This is a genomic window from Bacillus sp. 22-7 (assembly GCF_010628845.1).
Lineage (GTDB): Bacteria > Bacillota > Bacilli > Bacillales > Cytobacillaceae > Cytobacillus > Cytobacillus firmus_B.
Genome location: NZ_NJQY01000003.1, coordinates 72,899 through 89,428, shown reverse-complemented (window position 1 = coordinate 89,428; position 16,530 = coordinate 72,899). Strand labels below are relative to the sequence as shown.

Genomic DNA, 16,530 nt, shown 5'->3' with positions numbered 1-16,530 from the left:
CATGAGCACCGTGTTATCTGTAGAGAGCCTTTCTACGTACTTTAAAACGGATAAAGGAATAGCTAAGGCAGTAGAGAATGTGTCCTTTACTTTAGATGAAGGTGAAATGCTAGGATTAATTGGTGAATCCGGCTGCGGCAAAACAACAGTTGCTCAATCTATATTAAGATTAATAGAACACCCGGGAAAAGTGGTTTCTGGAAGTGTTTTTTTAAATGGAAAAGACCTTCTAAAGGCTTCTGAGAAGGAGCTTTATTCACTAAGATGGAAAGAGATTTCTGTGATTCCGCAAAGTGCCATGAATGCATTGAATCCTATTTTTACAGTGGGAGATCAGATAATGGAGTCGATCCTCCTTCACGAGGATGTTAATAGAACCGAAGCTCTGGAGAGGACAAAAACTCTCCTTGAATTGGTGGGGATTGATGGTGATCGATGGAAGAGCTATCCCCACGAATTCAGTGGAGGGATGAAGCAAAGAGTGGCCATTGCAATGGCATTGGCATGCAATCCGAAGCTGGTCATTTCAGATGAGTCTACAACCGGACTGGATGTTTTAACGCAAGCACAGGTAATTGCCCTTATTAAAAACCTTCAAAAGAAAATGAATCTTGCTGTTATTCTTATATCCCATGATTTACCTATGGTAACAGCTATATGCGAAAAAATTGCCATTATGTATGCTGGGAAAATTGTAGAATGGGCAGCGACTGATAATATTTTGAACAATGCCAGACATCCATACTCCCGGGCGCTGTTAAACGCTACGCCTGATCTAAGTGAACCGGAGAAGGAAGTAGTGTCTATACCTGGAAGTGTGCCAAATCTAGTGAATTTCCCTAATTCCTGCCGTTTTCATACAAGGTGTCCTTACGCTTTCGATAAATGTCGTCAAGAAAGTCCAGACTTGAAAGAGGTTAGTCCTGGCCACTACATAGCCTGCTTTTTAGAGGAGGAAGGACAAAATGGATAATTCAATTCTTTTAAAAGTCAATAATCTGAAAAAAACCTTTATAAAAAAATCTGGAACGTTCTTAAAAAGAAAGAAAGTAGATGTTTATGCAGTCAATAACGTAAATCTTGAAATAAAGCGGGGCGAAATTCTGGGCATTATTGGTGAAAGCGGGTGCGGCAAAACTACAACTGCAAGAATGGTCATGCGTTTGATGAAAGAAACAAGCGGAGAAATAAACTTTGATGGAGTTAACCTTTGCAAATTAAAAGAATCTGAAACATATCAATTCAGAAAAAAAATGCAAATGATTTTTCAGGACCCTTATGATACCCTAAATCCTGGAATGAGAATACTTGATATATTAATGGAACCAATAAATGCTCATGAAAAAGAATTGCCATACGAACAAAAAGTTAAAAAAGTCACTGAAGCAATCGAAGCAATCGAGTTAAAACCTGCTGAAGATTTTATTCATAGATATCCTCATCAGTTAAGCGGAGGACAAAGGCAGAGAATTGCCATTGCGAGAGCCATCATATTAAAACCATCCTTTATAGCTGCAGATGAACCAACATCTATGCTTGATGTCTCCGTGAGAGCCGGCATTTTAAACTTATTGCTGGATTTAAGAAAAAAGATGGGTCTGACAATGATGTTTATTACACATGATTTATCTACAGCCAGTTATATGTGTGACCGGATTGCTGTTATGTACCAAGGGAAAATCGTTGAAATAGGACCGACGAAAAAAATTATCCAGCATCCTTCACACCCTTATACAAAAGCACTTGTTGCAGTTGTAAAGGACCTGAATAACTTCATCCAGAATAGAGAAAAACTGATACTTGACGGAGAGGTTGATGCCACAAGGGATGAAAAGGGCTGTCCTTTTGTATCGAGATGTCCTCATAAAGAAAGTGTTTGTCATTCGCATATTCCTGAACTGGAAGCAGTGAATAGCGGCCATTTAGTATCCTGCCATTGTCATACTGATTTATTGGAAAAGACATCTTAAAAGAAAGGATATGAAAAGATGGACAACAAGAGGAAGAAAATAAAGATTGCAGTAAACGGCGGTATTGATTTTGGGGCGAAACTGTCTGCGAAACAATTGCTCCTAATCGCAAAGCATATGGATGATAATGACCAACTTGAATTAACCACATTTCAACAGATTTATATTGAAGTTTTTGAAGATGATAAAGATAGAATTATCGGAGAATTTGAAAAAGCAGGGCTGCATTGTTACCCTGTGGGGAGTTTTGTGAAAAGTTTGCGAACATGCAATTTTTGTAAAGGAGCAGAAGAAGAAGGTATGCCGATAGCTAAGGAATTAAATAGTCGTATTTCGGGCAAGCCAGTTCCTTTTACATTAAAAGCTGCTTATACAGGCTGTCCGGTAGGCTGCGGTGAACCACTTATAAATGATATTGGCATCATGAAAATGCAGGATCATTACGATCTGTATATTGGCGGTAAATCAAAAGGGAGGGATGCCGAAGCAGGAACACTCTTACTAAATAAACTCACTCCAGATGAATTGTATTCTGCCGTTGAAAAAGTGATTGATATATATCAAAAAAATGGCAGGAAAAGAGAAGGGTTTCATAAATTTGTGAATAGAATTGGACGGGAATTCATTCTGGAGAATATTAAAGTTTAGTTTTATTGGACATGTAAGGGACTTTTACGTTAACTCTTCCTATTTTAAATTTTTAAATGCTTCCTGCTTTACATACTATACGGGGGTATAATATAATAAAAGTGCAAGGAGGGAAACCAAATGGTATTCGAGACAAAAAGCAATCCTTTGTTACCTGAAGAAGAAAGCTGCTGTGTTATTGGAACTGACAGAAAAAGTCATCACTCCGATAAGGTAAAGAATAACCTGGTTACACGTTTAAATCGTATTGAAGGACAGATCCGGGGAATAAAAGGATTAATCGAAAAAGACACTTACTGTGATGACGTGATTACTCAAATTTCTGCTACTCAGTCTGCACTAAATAGCGTAGCAAAAATCCTCTTAGAAGGACATCTTAAGGGTTGCGTGGCAGACCGGCTTCAAGAAGGAGACACGGAAGTGTTAGACGAGGTTCTTGTAACGATTCAAAAATTAATGAAAAAATAAGGAGTTGTTAAAAATGGAAAAAGTGACACTAAATGTAGAAGGTATGTCATGCGGACACTGCGTGAAAGCAATTGAAGGCAGCGTTGGAGAATTAGCAGGTGTTTCACAAGTAAATGTTCACCTTGAAAATGGTACAGTTGATGTAGAGTTTAGTTCAGCGGAAGTATCTATAGAGAAAATTAAAGAAGCCATTGATGATCAAGGATATGACGTGAAGTAAACTTTTTATAATGCTTGTTAAAACAGAACGTGTATATAGAACACGTTCTGTTTTTATAAATCTGACTATAATATCAGCTTAGCTATTTACTCTTGTGATTCTACATAAAAGAAAATAAACAACTAAAATTTTCGTTATCTGAGTAAAACCGATTGACATATAGGGTAGAGGGGTATAGTATATGAGTATAAAGGAATTATTTCTATCTATCCCCGACCGGGTAAAGGAGTGAAATGATGAGTAGTGCAGCCTTGAAAGAAGTTCAATTACCTATTTCTGGGATGACATGTGCAGCCTGTGCCACCCGCATCGAAAAGGGCTTAAATAAAATGGAAGGCGTCGAGAGTGCAAATGTTAATTTAGCATTAGAGAAAGCATCAATCTTGTATAATCCGGAGGTCACGGAAGTTGCGAATTTTGAAAAGAAGGTTTATGACCTTGGATATGATGTTGTTAAAGAAAAAGCCGAATTTGATTTAATCGGAATGACATGTGCAGCCTGTGCCACCCGCATTGAAAAAGGGTTAAACAAACTGAATGGTGTTAAAAGCACGACGGTAAACCTGGCGCTCGAAACAGGAACTGTAGAATATAATCCTTCAGAAGTCAGCATTCAGGACATGATCAACAAGGTTGAAAAAATTGGCTATGAAGCAAAATTAAAGAAGGATAGTGAAGATACTGCTGATTACCGGGCATTGGAAGTGGAGAAACAAAAAGGGAAATTTATTTTTTCATTGATTCTATCCCTTCCATTATTGTTGTCGATGGTTGGGCATTTTGAATTTACGTCCTTTATTTATGTCCCAGATATGTTTATGAATCCCTGGGTACAGCTGGCTCTTGCCTCACCTGTACAATTTATTGTAGGTAAGCAATTTTATGTAGGTGCTTATAAGGCCCTTCGGAATAAAAGTGCCAATATGGATGTGCTGGTGGCGTTAGGAACATCCGCTGCCTTTTTCTACAGCTTATATCAATCGATTCAATCAATTGGGTCAAATGCACATATGGTGGAGCTGTATTACGAAACCAGTGCTGTCTTAATCACTTTAATTATTTTAGGTAAATTATTTGAAGCTCGGGCCAAGGGCCGCTCTTCAGAAGCAATTAAAAAGCTAATGGGTCTTCAGGCAAAAACAGCTATGGTGTTACGGAATGGCAGTGAAATGGAAATCCCACTCGAGGAAGTAGTTGTTGGGGATATCGTTTATGTTAAACCGGGTGAGAAAGTACCCGTTGACGGTGAAATTGTAGAAGGCCGCTCCGCAATGGATGAATCGATGTTAACGGGTGAAAGTGTCCCTGTCAGTAAATCAATCGGAGATTCGGTAATAGGCTCAACACTCAATAAAAACGGGTTCTTAAAAGTGAAAGCAACGAAGGTAGGAAGAGATACAGCCTTAGCCCAGATTATAAAAGTCGTTGAAGAAGCTCAAGGTTCTAAAGCGCCTATTCAACGGGTAGCGGACCAAATCTCGGGTATATTCGTCCCAATTGTTGTTGGAATTGCAGTTGTAACTTTCTTAATCTGGTATTTATGGGTGAGTCCCGGTGAATTTGGTGAAGCCCTTGAAAAACTTATTGCCGTCCTTGTTATTGCTTGTCCGTGTGCGCTTGGTCTAGCAACCCCAACATCTATCATGGCAGGGTCTGGACGTGCGGCAGAATATGGAGTGTTGTTTAAAGGCGGCGAACACCTTGAAGGAACACATAAAATTACTACTGTAATTTTAGATAAAACGGGTACAGTGACAAACGGTAAGCCCGTATTAACTGATATTTTAATTGAAGGAAATATGGATGAAGAAACATTTCTTACATTAGTAGGTTCAGCGGAAAGACAGTCTGAACATCCATTGGCAGAAGCAATTGTGCAGGGGATTAAAGAAAAGAATATCTCTTTGCAAGACGTACAAGAATTTGAAGCGATTCCGGGGCACGGAATCAAAGCGACTGTTAATGGACGAGAATTGCTAATTGGAACAAGAAGGCTAATGAATAAATTTAATATTTCTATTGATTCCATGATAGGAAAAATGGAAAATCTCGAGGATAACGGAAAGACTGCCATGCTTGTCGCAGTTGACGGAGGTTTTATTGGAATCATAGCTGTGGCTGATACTGTAAAGGAAACGTCAAAAGCAGCGATTAAACGTTTGAAGGATGCTGGACTTGAAGTGATTATGATTACAGGTGACAACAAACGTACCGCACAATCGATTGCAAATCAAGTAGGAATTGACATGGCAATTGCGGAAGTGCTTCCTGAAGGCAAAGCTGATGAAGTGAAAAAACTGCAGGCTCAAGGGAAACAGGTGGCGATGGTTGGTGATGGAATTAATGACGCACCGGCTTTGGCAGTAGCCGATATTGGCATGGCGATTGGAACCGGAACGGATGTTGCGATGGAGGCTGCGGATATTACGCTCATTAGAGGGGATCTCAATAGTATCGCTGATGCCATCTTAATGAGTAAAAAGACAATCCGCAATATTAAGCAAAATTTATTCTGGGCATTGGCATATAATTCACTTGGCATCCCGATTGCAGCAGTAGGATTCCTAGCTCCTTGGCTTGCAGGGGCAGCAATGGCATTCAGTTCAGTTTCTGTGGTGCTTAATGCACTTCGTCTGCAAAGAGTAAAATTAGAGAGGTGAATTTAATATGAAAAAATGGATGGTTTCAGCAATTGCTTATCTGCTTGTTGTTATGGGGGCATATTATGCGTACAGCTCCTATTCGGAAACAGGTGCAGAAGAAGTGAGTCATACCGATGAGGCACATAATAATGATGAAAAAACTAAAGATGCAGCCAGTGAAGAAGATAGCGGACACGATGACAGCCACAATGAACATGAATCAGAAACCAGTGTGGAAGGTGATGTTCAGCCACTAATCCAACTCGAAAATGAAGAAATCATTATCACCTTAAAAAATAATAATGGAGAAATTGTTTCCGATTTAGAAGTAAACCATGAAAAGCTCCTTCATTTAATCGTTGTCAGCTCAGACTTGAAGGAGTACAAACATTTACATCCTGAAACGGATGAGCCTGGTATATTTAAGGTGAAACACAACCTAAAACCAGGTGAATATAAGGCTTTTATTGATATAAAGCCAAAAGACTTGGCCTATAATGTTAAGCCTGTTCCTTTTGTAATAGGAGAAGATCACGGAGATCACGAGCACAATTCCCTTGAGCCTGATAGCAATCTATCCAAGCAAATTGGTGGCCATTCTGCATCATTAGCTCTTTCTTCATTCAAGGTAAATGAACAAATTAAGCTGAAATTTAATTTAAATGGGGAAGTTCCTGAACAATATCTTGGTGCATTGGGACATGTGGTCATTCTTGATGAAAAGGCGGAAAACTATATTCATGTTCACCCGCTTGAGGGTAACGAACCATTGTTTGAAACAGAGTTTATAAATCCAGGAATCTATAAAATCTGGGCAGAGTTTCAGTTTGATGGAGAGGTTTTTGTCTTCCCATATGTAATTGAGATAAAGTAGGCTGGAAAACGGTTCCTTTTAGATAGGGGAACCGTTTTTATATTGACATTTTAAAAATATTCTCATATGTGAAGTTAGGTTTTGATGGAGGTGATAGATTAGGAATACAAAGGTGCTGAGAAAATGGTCGACATAAGAGTTCCATTACGCGGAAAAGAGAAGGAGCTAGTAAAAACGGTTGTCATTGGAGTTCCAGGTCTGTAATTGGCCGCAGATACCGTATCTCATTCTCATTGACATTGATAATCATTTTCATATAAAATAGATTTTGCGAATAATAATCATTATCACTGGATTTTACATAAGATATCCACTATGAAGGAGGGAGTTAAGTCGATTGAACAATATGTTTGCGGCTGGTGCGGATATCTAGCGGATATGGAAGCTGATGAATGTAACGATGACAGCTGCCCTTGCTGCGGTTTGGATCTTATCGGAGCAGCTGAATTTGACATATGGGAGAGTTGAAAAATGAGTGAACTTTATATCGCAATAGAGGAATTTGAACATCAAGTCGATTGCTTTTGTCCTGATGCTGATCATGTGAATATACTGCACTTTCAAAAGGGAGATTTTATTGAGGTTACTCCTGACCGAAAATACACATTTTTGGGATGGTATGCGCTTGTGGTGATTAATGGACAGCAGGCTTTTTACATGGCAATTGAGGATATAGAGAGATATTTTAGAAATGAATACATATCATCTCAGTTAGATATAGATTTGAAAATCAATTATCTGCACTATAAAATAGATCAGGATTTAGAATCGGGGAACAGGGACTCTTTTGCTGAGAATAGCAGAAAGCTTAGCGAAACCTGCAGCCTGAAAGAGGAATTGGAATATTACATAGCAAAGGCCATTTAATCTGAATAAAAACATAAAGCTGGCGTGAGAGCGTTAGCTTTTTTTGGTTTTTTTTCGAATGTAAAGTCTCCAGTTACTCGTTTGCAGCCAAGTAATGGAATAATTGTTACTATTATATGATTGTTTGCCATATTTACACCATTTACCAGTTTTAAATTCGAGATACCTCCTATCCTGAATTTTGCGGCGCTCTTGCTCAGCTTCAGAGACTTATAGAAGAACAGGGAGGAACAGTTGTCGGGAATTTCCTGAGAATAAAATTCAATGTGGAACCGGAAGTGCAGCCCTTTGTTCTCCGTTGGGAAAACTGCTGCTCAATATTGCAAAAAAAATCCCCCCATGGGGAATGAAAGAGTAACTCATTATTTTGATTTTTTCTCATTTGACTTTTCCTTTTGAAGCTTTTCTTTTTCCAGGCGCTCCGCATCCTTCTTAAAGGCCTCCATCGCTTTATAAAAAAGGAGAGTCATTGCTGTTTCTCACCTCCTTATCTTCTTACTTCGTTAATTTCTTACATATTCCTTTGGAATTTCAATAATTGTTAACATTTGGAAGGTATTCATGCATTTGAAGAGAATTCATTTTCTAAGGTATGGTGCTTGAGTTTTTTTACAATAATTAAAGAATATTATTGCAATTTGTTTTCCACTATTGGTATGATAATTCTCCGCGCCAAATACATACATACGAAAAATGAATCAAAAGGAGCTGATTGTGTGAAGCAGGAATTCATCGAAATTTTCAATGCCAGAGTAAACAATCTGAAGAATATTAATCTGCAGATTCCAAAAGGAAAGATAACGATCTTTACAGGTGTCTCTGGTTCCGGTAAATCATCCATCGTCTTTGATACGATTGCCCAGGAGGCAGGCCGGCAGTTAAATGAGACCTACAGCAGTTTTCAGCGGCTTTTTCTTCCGAGGTATAGCCGCCCGGAAGCAGATGAAATCAACAATCTTTCTACTGCCGTTGTTGTTGATCAAAAACGGCTCGGGGGAAATGCCCGATCCACACTTGGAACCGCTACAGATATTAATCCTCTCCTTCGACTGTTATTCTCCCGGTTTGCAGAACCTCATATAGGGTACAGCAACGCCTATTCTTTCAATGATCCCAGCGGCATGTGCCCGAAATGTGAAGGGATTGGGAGAATTATTACACTCAATCTTGATGCTGCTCTTGATAAGGAAAAAAGCTTAAATGAAGGTGCTATTCTGCTTCCGGGGTTTGGACCTGGAACATGGCAATGGAAGGCATATGCGGAATCTGGATTTTTCGATATTGATAAGAAGATCAAAGATTATACAGAAGAAGAATTTAATAAGCTTGTCCATGCAGAGCCGCAAAAAGTAACAGTCAGTTATATGAATAATGATATGAATGCAACCTATGAGGGCCTTGCAGTCAAATTCATGCGTCAGCATGTCAAGAGGGACAAAGAGACTTCAAAGGCTGGCGAGAAGCTCCTGAAGAATTTCAGCACCATGACTGATTGCCCGTCATGCGGAGGAAAACGCTACAATGAAAAGGTGCTTTCATCCACAATCAAAGGTTATACCATCCATGACCTGACATCCATGCAATTGGATCAGCTAATCCAAACGCTTCCACAGATTACTTCACCTGAAGCAAAGCCAATTCATGACGGGATCATGGAGCGATTGCAAAACCTTTGTGAGATTGGGCTTGGCTATATGGATCTGACAAGGGAAACGCCGACACTATCGGGCGGTGAATCCCAAAGGGTGAAAATGGTAAAATATTTATCCAGTAACTTAACCGGCTTAATGTACATATTTGATGAACCCAGCACCGGCCTGCATCCGCGGGATGTCTACCGGTTAAATGAATTGCTGATTCGGCTGAGGGACAGAGGCAATACCGTTTTAGTTGTCGAGCATGATCCGGACGTCATCCAAATAGCCGACCATATCGTTGATGTGGGGCCGCATGCGGGAACACACGGGGGAGAGATCATGTATACCGGAAGTTATCAGGATTTCTTTTCTTCTGATACATTAACTGCCAATTACTTAAACCGCAGTGCAGAGATCAACACGAATCCGCGACCGGTTTCCGAGTTTATGGAAAGCAGGAAAAGCAGCCTGCATAATTTAAAGAATGTGAGTCTTTCTGTTCCCAAAGGGGTTTTTACGGTTATAACAGGGGTAGCAGGATCCGGGAAAAGCACTCTTGTGAATGAAGTGTTTGCAAAAAATTTTCCGGAGGCCATCCGGATTGACCAAAGCCCGGTCCATGCCAACATCCGGTCCAATCCGGCAACTTTCACCGGCATTATGAATTCGATTCGAAAATCTTTCTCTGATGCCAATGGAGTGGAAAGCGGATTATTCAGCTACAATTCGACCGGGGGATGTCCAACATGCGGGGGGACCGGTACGGTTGAAATCAATTTATCTTTTATGGATGCAATGGAAGTTGAATGCAGTGACTGTCATGGAAGCCGTTTTAGGCAGGATGTGCTCCAGTACCTATATAAGGGCAAAAATATTGTTGAGATCATGGAGATGTCTATAGCAGATGCTGTGGAGTTCTTTGAGGCAAAAGACATTCAGAGAAAACTTAAAGCCCTGGAAACAGTCGGTCTTGGCTACTTGTCACTGGGACAGCCTCTGAACACCCTGTCAGGTGGCGAATGCCAAAGGCTAAAGCTTGCAAAGGAACTGAATACAAAAGGGAGTATTTATATTCTCGATGAACCAACGACAGGATTGCATATGTCCGATGTCTCCAATATTCTGGAAATCATTAATAAATTGGTGGAAAAGGGCAATACCGTAATCGTCATCGAACATAATCTCGACGTTATCCGGAAAAGTGATTGGATCGTGGATCTAGGTCCTGATGGAGGTGCAGGGGGCGGTGAAATTCTGTACGAAGGTCCGCCGGCAGGAATTTTGGAATGTGAGCGTTCGGTTACGGCACAGCATCTGTAAGGAATAAGCATAATAGATCAAATGGCCATGGAATTTTTCAATGGCCATTTTCTTTATTGGTTATTTGAGATGAGTCAAATCCTTTTTAGGAGGTTTTTAGAATCGAACAATACACAGGCTTTTTCATTACACTGCTGCTTATCTTTATCATTGTCGTTTTCAACAAGTATATTGTATGGTGGATGAAAAGCGTCATTGTCGCTTACTATATTGTCGTTTCCTATTATTTTATTACCGTCAAAAACAGGATTGATAAGGAATTCGAAGGAATATCCCCAGTGCTTGATGCTTATTGGGACCAAAATTCAGGATGGGTTGAAACCATCGCGAATTACCTGTTTCTGCCCTTTGCAGCAATTTTGATTTTCATCTATTTTAAGTGGTTTACCAAAACGCATAGCAAGAAGGCTAAGATTTTTATTCTTATAAGTTTGATTCCATCTTCTTTTCTGTTTATGTTTTTCCTTATTTTATTTTCGTTTGCTTATGGCTACAGACCATAATGAGGGCCTTAGATAGTTATATACAAAGACAGAATGTCTGCATATCCGGGACATTCTTTTTCTTTTTTTACTTCTTATATTAATCGTTTTACACCTGAAATGAAAAAGGACGAACTAAAAAAATATTTTTATAGTGGCTTTTATCCGTTGAAAAAAATTTTTTGTAAAAAACGTACGGAACCTATTGGAAAATAGGTTGAATTTTTGTTCAAATCAACCATAGTGATTTACTATTTAATCCTTTAAATTAATAGTATGAAAGATCAATTTTCAGAATTTACGAAAATTTATTTGGTCAGGATGGTGAGCCTTTGAACTTTTCATCAGATAGAGTAGGGCAAATACCTCCCTATTTATTCGCAGAGATCAATAAAAAGAAAGAAGCTATGAAAAAAGCAGGTATCGATATCATTGATTTGGGGATAGGAGATCCAGATTTGCCAACTCCAAGCCATATTATTGAGAAATTTGTACAAGAGTCTCAGAATCCCGCCAATTTAAAGTATCCCAGTTTTTCTGGATGTATGGAGTTCAAGCAGGCGGTGGCAGATTTCTATTGGAGGCAGTATCAGGTAAGGCTGGATCCAGAAACAGAAGTTCTTGCCTTGATCGGATCCAAAGAAGGGATAGCTCATTTGGTTCCAACTCTAGTGGATCCCGGTGAATATGTGCTTATTCCGGATCCAAGTTATCCTGTTTACCGAATGGCTACGCTGCTGGCAAATGGACGGTATCATAACATGCCGATGTCCAGGGAGAATGATTTCAAGCCAGATCTGAATGCCATACCTGATGATATTCTGAATCAGGCAAGGCTTATGTTTTTGAATTATCCCGGGAACCCGACTTCAGCTACAGTGGATATTGAATTCTTTGAGGAAGCGATTGAATTTGCGCAAAATCACCAAATTCCGATTGCGCATGATTCTGCCTATAATATGGTTACTTTTGATTCCTACAAAGCACCTAGCATTCTTCAAGCGGATGGAGCAAAAGACATTGCTGTAGAGTTTGGCTCCTTATCTAAAACTTATAACATGACAGGATTTAGAATAGGCTATGCGGTGGGAAACAAAAAGATTATTAAAGCGCTTTCTGTGTATAAAAGCAATACGGATACGGGTCAGCTGACTTCCGTCCAAAAGGCAGCAGCCTTTGCTTTAAACAGTGATCAAACGTGTATTGCAAAGCATAACGCTATCTATAAAGAGCGGATGAATGCGATGCTCGACGGTCTGAGCCGTATTGGGATTAAAGTTGTTCCGCCAAAAGGAAGTTTTTTCATATGGGCCCCAGTGCCTAATGGCTACACTTCTGCCGAATTTGTTTCGAGCGTCATGGAGCAGACTGGTGTTATTCTTACTCCTGGCAATGCTTTCGGGCCTTCTGGAGAAGGGTATTTCCGAGTATCCCTGTCCGTGCCCAATGAGCGATTATATGAAGCAGTTAATCGGATAAAAGAGAAATTAAAAATTGTAATAGGATAATCAATAACTATTGGAGGTTTTTTAAATGAAGAAAGTATTAAATTTTATTAATGGTGAATGGTGTGAGTCGTCAACTGGCAAAACTGCATCTGTATTAAATCCTGCAACAGGTGAAGTTCTTGCTGAAGTAACACAGTCAGCAAAAGACGATGTTGACAGAGCTGTAGAAGCTGCGAAAACCGCTCAAAAATCCTGGCGATTAGTGCCAGCCCCAGAGCGTGCTGAAATTCTTTATCAGGTTGCTTTTTTACTGAAAGAAAGAAAAGAAGACTTGGCTCAAATCCTTACAAGTGAAATGGGAAAAGTGATTGACGAAGGCCGGGGAGAAGTACAGGAAGCAATTGATATGGCGTACTACATGGCAGGCGAAGGACGCAGAATGTTTGGAGATACAGTTCCGTCCGAGCTTCGCAATAAATTTGCCATGAGTGTCAGGGTACCTGTTGGAGTGGCAGGATTGATCACTCCATGGAATTTCCCAATCGCGATTGCTTCATGGAAGTCGCTTCCTGCTCTTGTAACGGGTAATGCTATTGTATGGAAGCCGGCGACTGAAACTCCAATTCTTGCAGCTGAATTTGTGAAAATTTATGAAGAGGCAGGTCTGCCAAAAGGCTTAATTAACCTTGTTCATGGATCGGGAAGTGTAGTTGGAGATGCAATGGTTGAACATCCGGACATCGATTTAATTTCTTTTACAGGATCGAATGAAGTTGGCAGAGATATCAATGGCAAAGCAGGAGTTCTATTAAAGCGTACTTCTCTTGAAATGGGCGGGAAGAATGCCATTACGGTGCTTGAGGATGCGGACCTTGATCTTGCTGTAGAAGGAATCCTTTGGGGGGCTTTTGGAACCAGCGGCCAAAGATGTACCGCTACAAGCCGTGTCCTGGTGCACAAAGATGTAAAAGAAGAACTTGAAGGAAAGCTGCTGGATCGCATTGGAGAACTGAAGCTTGGCAATGGGCTGGATGAAACAGTTAAAGTTGGACCTGTCATTAATCGTTCTTCCCTTGAAAGAATCGATGAGTATGTGAAAATAGGCCAGGAAGAGGGAGCGAAGCTGCTTGCTGGCGGTAAAATTGCCAATGGTGATGGTTTGGACAAAGGAAACTTCTACTTACCGACCATTTTCACAGATGTAAAACCGAATATGAGAATCGCCATGGAAGAAATCTTTGGGCCAGTCGTTTCCATTATTCCCATTCAAAGTATGGAAGAAGCCATTGAAATTAATAATATGGTAGAATTCGGTCTTTCCAGCGCCATTTATACTCAAAATGTCAATCAGGCTTTCGAAGCTATGAGAGATTTGGATACTGGTATTGTTTATGTTAATGCGGGAACAACCGGAGCAGAAATTCACCTTCCATTCGGCGGAACGAAAGGAACGGGCAATGGCCATCGAGATTCTGGGGTAGCATCTCTGGATGTTTATACGGAATGGAAATCCATTTACGTGGATTACAGCGGTAAGCTGCAGAGAGCGCAGATAGATAACTATTAATATTGTTATCAGATAGCAATGATAGAAGAGGAGTTTAAGAAGTTTTTAAACTCCTTTTTTTAATATAAAACCTAAAGAGTAATGAGGAAAACTACCACAATTTTTCAAAAGGAGCAATTTAGTATGGAAACGTTAACAGTTGTCGGTTCTGGTGTGATGGGCAGAGGAATCGCTTATGCAGCCGCACTTGGAGGCTTCCACGTCTTTTTACATGACGTAAACGAAGAGAATCTGGATAAGGCAAAAAATTATATTGAAACAGAAATGAGAAAAAGCGCTGAAAAAGGCTACTTGAACCATGATCAGGTAACAGCTGCTCTCAGCAGTTTAGAATTTACAACTGATTTAAAAACGGCTGCAGAAAATGCTGATGTAGTTATTGAAGCTGTTTTTGAAATGATGGAGTTAAAGATCGACATTTTTAAACAGCTTGATCAATATTGTCCGGAGCATACGATTCTCGCAACCAACACTTCCACCATGAGCCCCACAGAGATTGCCGCACAAACATCCAGACCGGAAAAATGTATTGCCATGCACTTTTTTAACCCTGTTCACAAAATGAAGCTTATAGAAATTATTAGAGGTTTACAGACTTCAGACGAGACTGTAGATAAAGCTAAAGAAATAGGCAGGAAGCTGAACAAGGAAACAGTAGAAGTTAACGAGTTTCCTGGATTTGTTACCAGCCGGATGAATTGTCTGATCGGCAATGAGGCGATGAATCTTCTTATGGAGGGTGTTGCCTCTGCAGAGGATATTGATAAAGCAATGAAGCTTGGCCTGAATCATCCAATGGGTCCCTTGGCGCTCGCTGATTTGGTTGGATTGGATACGAGACTGAGAAACATGGAGTATTTGCATAAAACCCTGGGTGAAAAATATCGTCCATGTCCGCTCCTGATTAAGTATGTTAAAGCCGGTAGACTCGGGCGCAAATCAGGAATCGGATTTTACGAATATGAAGTCTAGCATTGGACCGAATTGGAGGCCGGTAATATGAACAACACTAACAACAACTGTGAAAAGCTTGTTACAGCAGAAGAAGCCGTTCAGTTTATTCAGCGGGGAGACAGTGTATTAGTAGGAGGTTTCGGTCTTTGCGGCACTCCTTTTACACTGATAGACACCATTACAGAAACAGATCATGCCCGAGAATTAACGATCATCAGCAATAACTTAGGGGAAGCAGGCAAAGGCTTAGGAAAACTATTAATCTCTAATCATGTAAAAAAAGCAGTTGGTTCTTATTTTACATCGAATCGCGATGCGGTAAAAGCATGGAAAAACGGTGAGCTGGAGATTGAACTCATTCCTCAGGGTACTCTTGCAGAGGCGATTCGTGCAGGAGGTGCGGGAATTGCAGGATTTTATACCAAAACGGCTGTCGGTACCAAGCTGGCAGATGGGAAAGAAGAACGCACTTTTGATGGGGAAAGGTATATCTTCATAAGAGGCTTAAAAGCAAATGTGGCTCTTATAAAAGCTGAAAAAGCGGATACACTTGGAAATCTCATTTATTCAAAAACAGCCCGGAATTTCAATCCGATGATGGCAACGGCTGCCAAACTGGTTATTGCCGAGGTGGATGAGATAGTTGAAGCAGGTACTCTTGATCCTGAAAAGATAGTTACCCCGCATTCCTTTGTTGATATGGTCGTTATAAATGATCGCTATGAAAAAATAGGGGGTGAGTATGTTGAGCGTTGCCGGCAAAAAACTGGATACAGATAAAGTGAGAATTGCAAAAAGAATTGCCATGGAGCTCCCAGAAGGCTCAGTTGTTAATCTTGGAGTAGGGATTCCCACCTTAATACAGAACTATTTAAAACCTGAAAGCAAGGTGTATTTGCAATCAGAAAACGGGTTATTGGGAATGGGGCCGACTCCGCCAAAGGAAGAAATCGATATGGACCTGATAAGTGCCAGCAAACATCCGATTTCATTGGGAATAGGCGCCTCCATTTTCTCAAGTTCTGACTCGTTTGTCATGATTCGCGGAGGGCATATTGATGTGGCAGTTTTAGGTGCACTTCAAGTAAGCGGATCAGGAGAAATAGCGAACTGGGCAGTCCCTGGTGAGGATATTTTGGGAGTTGGCGGTGCTATGGATTTAGTGGCGAGTGCTAAAAAGATTATTATAGCCATCACCCATGTAACTAAAGATCATCTTCCGAAAATTGTTAAATCCCTAACTTACCCTGCAAGCGGGATACGAAAAGCGGAAATGATCGTGACAGAAAAAGCAGTATTCAAAATAACCAATGGACAATTATATCTCGAAGAAATATCTGAGTCCAGCTCTATTGATGAAATTAGAAATTTGACAGATGCCGCATTTATCATTTCAGAAAATCTGAAGAAAATGCCTGTTTAATAGAAAGGTG

16 protein-coding genes are annotated in these 16,530 nt (G+C 40.2%); all 16 read left to right on the top strand.

Annotated features, from left to right (window positions below; genetic code table 11):
* Window position 1 precedes the first annotated feature (1 nt).
* The 16 genes from CE058_RS01805 (at window position 2) to CE058_RS01730 (ending at window position 16,520) form a co-directional block, all read left to right on the top strand.
* Window positions 2-973 carry an ABC transporter ATP-binding protein gene (locus tag CE058_RS01805; protein ID WP_163139905.1) on the top strand — a complete coding sequence of 324 codons (972 nt, stop codon included), beginning with the start codon at window positions 2-4 and terminating at the stop codon, window positions 971-973.
* A complete protein-coding gene (locus tag CE058_RS01800) occupies window positions 966-1,970 on the top strand; it encodes an ABC transporter ATP-binding protein (protein WP_163139903.1) in 1,005 nt (334 codons plus the stop codon). Before CE058_RS01805 ends, CE058_RS01800 begins: the two co-directional genes overlap by 8 nt.
* A gap of 18 nt (window positions 1,971-1,988) precedes the next feature.
* Window positions 1,989-2,618 carry an NAD(P)/FAD-dependent oxidoreductase gene (locus CE058_RS01795; RefSeq protein ID WP_048009213.1) on the top strand — a complete coding sequence of 210 codons (630 nt, stop codon included), beginning with the start codon at window positions 1,989-1,991 and terminating at the stop codon, window positions 2,616-2,618.
* A gap of 120 nt (window positions 2,619-2,738) precedes the next feature.
* A complete protein-coding gene (locus tag CE058_RS01790; RefSeq protein ID WP_163139901.1) occupies window positions 2,739-3,086 on the top strand; it encodes a metal-sensitive transcriptional regulator in 348 nt (115 codons plus the stop codon).
* A 13-nt stretch (window positions 3,087-3,099) separates the two neighbouring features.
* Window positions 3,100-3,306, top strand: a complete 207-nt coding sequence (gene copZ, locus CE058_RS01785; protein ID WP_048009215.1) for a copper chaperone CopZ — start codon at window positions 3,100-3,102, stop codon at window positions 3,304-3,306.
* Window positions 3,307-3,542: 236 nt separating this feature from the next.
* Window positions 3,543-5,966: a heavy metal translocating P-type ATPase gene (locus CE058_RS01780; protein ID WP_163139899.1), complete on the top strand. Its 2,424-nt coding sequence runs from the start codon at window positions 3,543-3,545 to the stop codon at window positions 5,964-5,966.
* 7 nt (window positions 5,967-5,973) lie between these two features.
* Window positions 5,974-6,822: a hypothetical protein gene (locus CE058_RS01775; protein ID WP_163139897.1), complete on the top strand. Its 849-nt coding sequence runs from the start codon at window positions 5,974-5,976 to the stop codon at window positions 6,820-6,822.
* A 315-nt stretch (window positions 6,823-7,137) separates the two neighbouring features.
* Window positions 7,138-7,290, top strand: a complete 153-nt coding sequence (locus tag CE058_RS01770; RefSeq protein WP_163139895.1) for a hypothetical protein — start codon at window positions 7,138-7,140, stop codon at window positions 7,288-7,290.
* A gap of 3 nt (window positions 7,291-7,293) precedes the next feature.
* Window positions 7,294-7,689 (top strand): hypothetical protein, encoded by a 396-nt coding sequence (locus tag CE058_RS01765; RefSeq protein WP_163139893.1) that lies wholly within the window; start codon window positions 7,294-7,296, stop codon window positions 7,687-7,689.
* A gap of 716 nt (window positions 7,690-8,405) precedes the next feature.
* A complete protein-coding gene (locus tag CE058_RS01760; protein WP_163139891.1) occupies window positions 8,406-10,646 on the top strand; it encodes an ATP-binding cassette domain-containing protein in 2,241 nt (746 codons plus the stop codon).
* A gap of 182 nt (window positions 10,647-10,828) precedes the next feature.
* A complete protein-coding gene (locus CE058_RS01755) occupies window positions 10,829-11,149 on the top strand; it encodes a hypothetical protein (RefSeq protein ID WP_163139889.1) in 321 nt (106 codons plus the stop codon).
* 311 nt (window positions 11,150-11,460) lie between these two features.
* Window positions 11,461-12,636 carry an LL-diaminopimelate aminotransferase gene (locus tag CE058_RS01750; protein ID WP_163139887.1) on the top strand — a complete coding sequence of 392 codons (1,176 nt, stop codon included), beginning with the start codon at window positions 11,461-11,463 and terminating at the stop codon, window positions 12,634-12,636.
* Between the two features lie 25 nt (window positions 12,637-12,661).
* The gene (locus CE058_RS01745) at window positions 12,662-14,143 is read left to right on the top strand and encodes an aldehyde dehydrogenase family protein (RefSeq protein WP_163139885.1); all 1,482 of its coding nucleotides are present in this window, start codon (window positions 12,662-12,664) and stop codon (window positions 14,141-14,143) included.
* Between the two features lie 123 nt (window positions 14,144-14,266).
* Complete coding sequence (locus CE058_RS01740; protein ID WP_163139883.1) at window positions 14,267-15,115, top strand: 3-hydroxyacyl-CoA dehydrogenase; 849 nt, start codon at window positions 14,267-14,269, stop codon at window positions 15,113-15,115.
* A gap of 27 nt (window positions 15,116-15,142) precedes the next feature.
* Entirely contained in the window at window positions 15,143-15,877 is a 735-nt protein-coding gene (locus CE058_RS01735; RefSeq protein ID WP_163139881.1) for a CoA transferase subunit A, read from the top strand.
* Window positions 15,840-16,520 (top strand): 3-oxoacid CoA-transferase subunit B, encoded by a 681-nt coding sequence (locus CE058_RS01730; protein ID WP_204260499.1) that lies wholly within the window; start codon window positions 15,840-15,842, stop codon window positions 16,518-16,520. Before CE058_RS01735 ends, CE058_RS01730 begins: the two co-directional genes overlap by 38 nt.
* Window positions 16,521-16,530 lie beyond the last annotated feature (10 nt).

What these genes read in the sequence shown, in the direction of transcription:
- CE058_RS01805 (WP_163139905.1), top strand. Translation starts at nt 2, where the DNA reads ATGAGCACCGTGTTATCTGTAGAGAGCCTTTCTACGTACTTTAAAACG.
- CE058_RS01800 (WP_163139903.1), top strand. Translation starts at nt 966, where the DNA reads ATGGATAATTCAATTCTTTTAAAAGTCAATAATCTGAAAAAAACCTTT.
- CE058_RS01795 (WP_048009213.1), top strand. Translation starts at nt 1,989, where the DNA reads ATGGACAACAAGAGGAAGAAAATAAAGATTGCAGTAAACGGCGGTATT.
- CE058_RS01790 (WP_163139901.1), top strand. Translation starts at nt 2,739, where the DNA reads ATGGTATTCGAGACAAAAAGCAATCCTTTGTTACCTGAAGAAGAAAGC.
- copZ (WP_048009215.1), top strand. Translation starts at nt 3,100, where the DNA reads ATGGAAAAAGTGACACTAAATGTAGAAGGTATGTCATGCGGACACTGC.
- CE058_RS01780 (WP_163139899.1), top strand. Translation starts at nt 3,543, where the DNA reads ATGAGTAGTGCAGCCTTGAAAGAAGTTCAATTACCTATTTCTGGGATG.
- CE058_RS01775 (WP_163139897.1), top strand. Translation starts at nt 5,974, where the DNA reads ATGAAAAAATGGATGGTTTCAGCAATTGCTTATCTGCTTGTTGTTATG.
- CE058_RS01770 (WP_163139895.1), top strand. Translation starts at nt 7,138, where the DNA reads ATGAAGGAGGGAGTTAAGTCGATTGAACAATATGTTTGCGGCTGGTGC.
- CE058_RS01765 (WP_163139893.1), top strand. Translation starts at nt 7,294, where the DNA reads ATGAGTGAACTTTATATCGCAATAGAGGAATTTGAACATCAAGTCGAT.
- CE058_RS01755 (WP_163139889.1), top strand. Translation starts at nt 10,829, where the DNA reads ATGAAAAGCGTCATTGTCGCTTACTATATTGTCGTTTCCTATTATTTT.
- CE058_RS01745 (WP_163139885.1), top strand. Translation starts at nt 12,662, where the DNA reads ATGAAGAAAGTATTAAATTTTATTAATGGTGAATGGTGTGAGTCGTCA.
- CE058_RS01740 (WP_163139883.1), top strand. Translation starts at nt 14,267, where the DNA reads ATGGAAACGTTAACAGTTGTCGGTTCTGGTGTGATGGGCAGAGGAATC.
- CE058_RS01735 (WP_163139881.1), top strand. Translation starts at nt 15,143, where the DNA reads ATGAACAACACTAACAACAACTGTGAAAAGCTTGTTACAGCAGAAGAA.
- CE058_RS01730 (WP_204260499.1), top strand. Translation starts at nt 15,840, where the DNA reads ATGTTGAGCGTTGCCGGCAAAAAACTGGATACAGATAAAGTGAGAATT.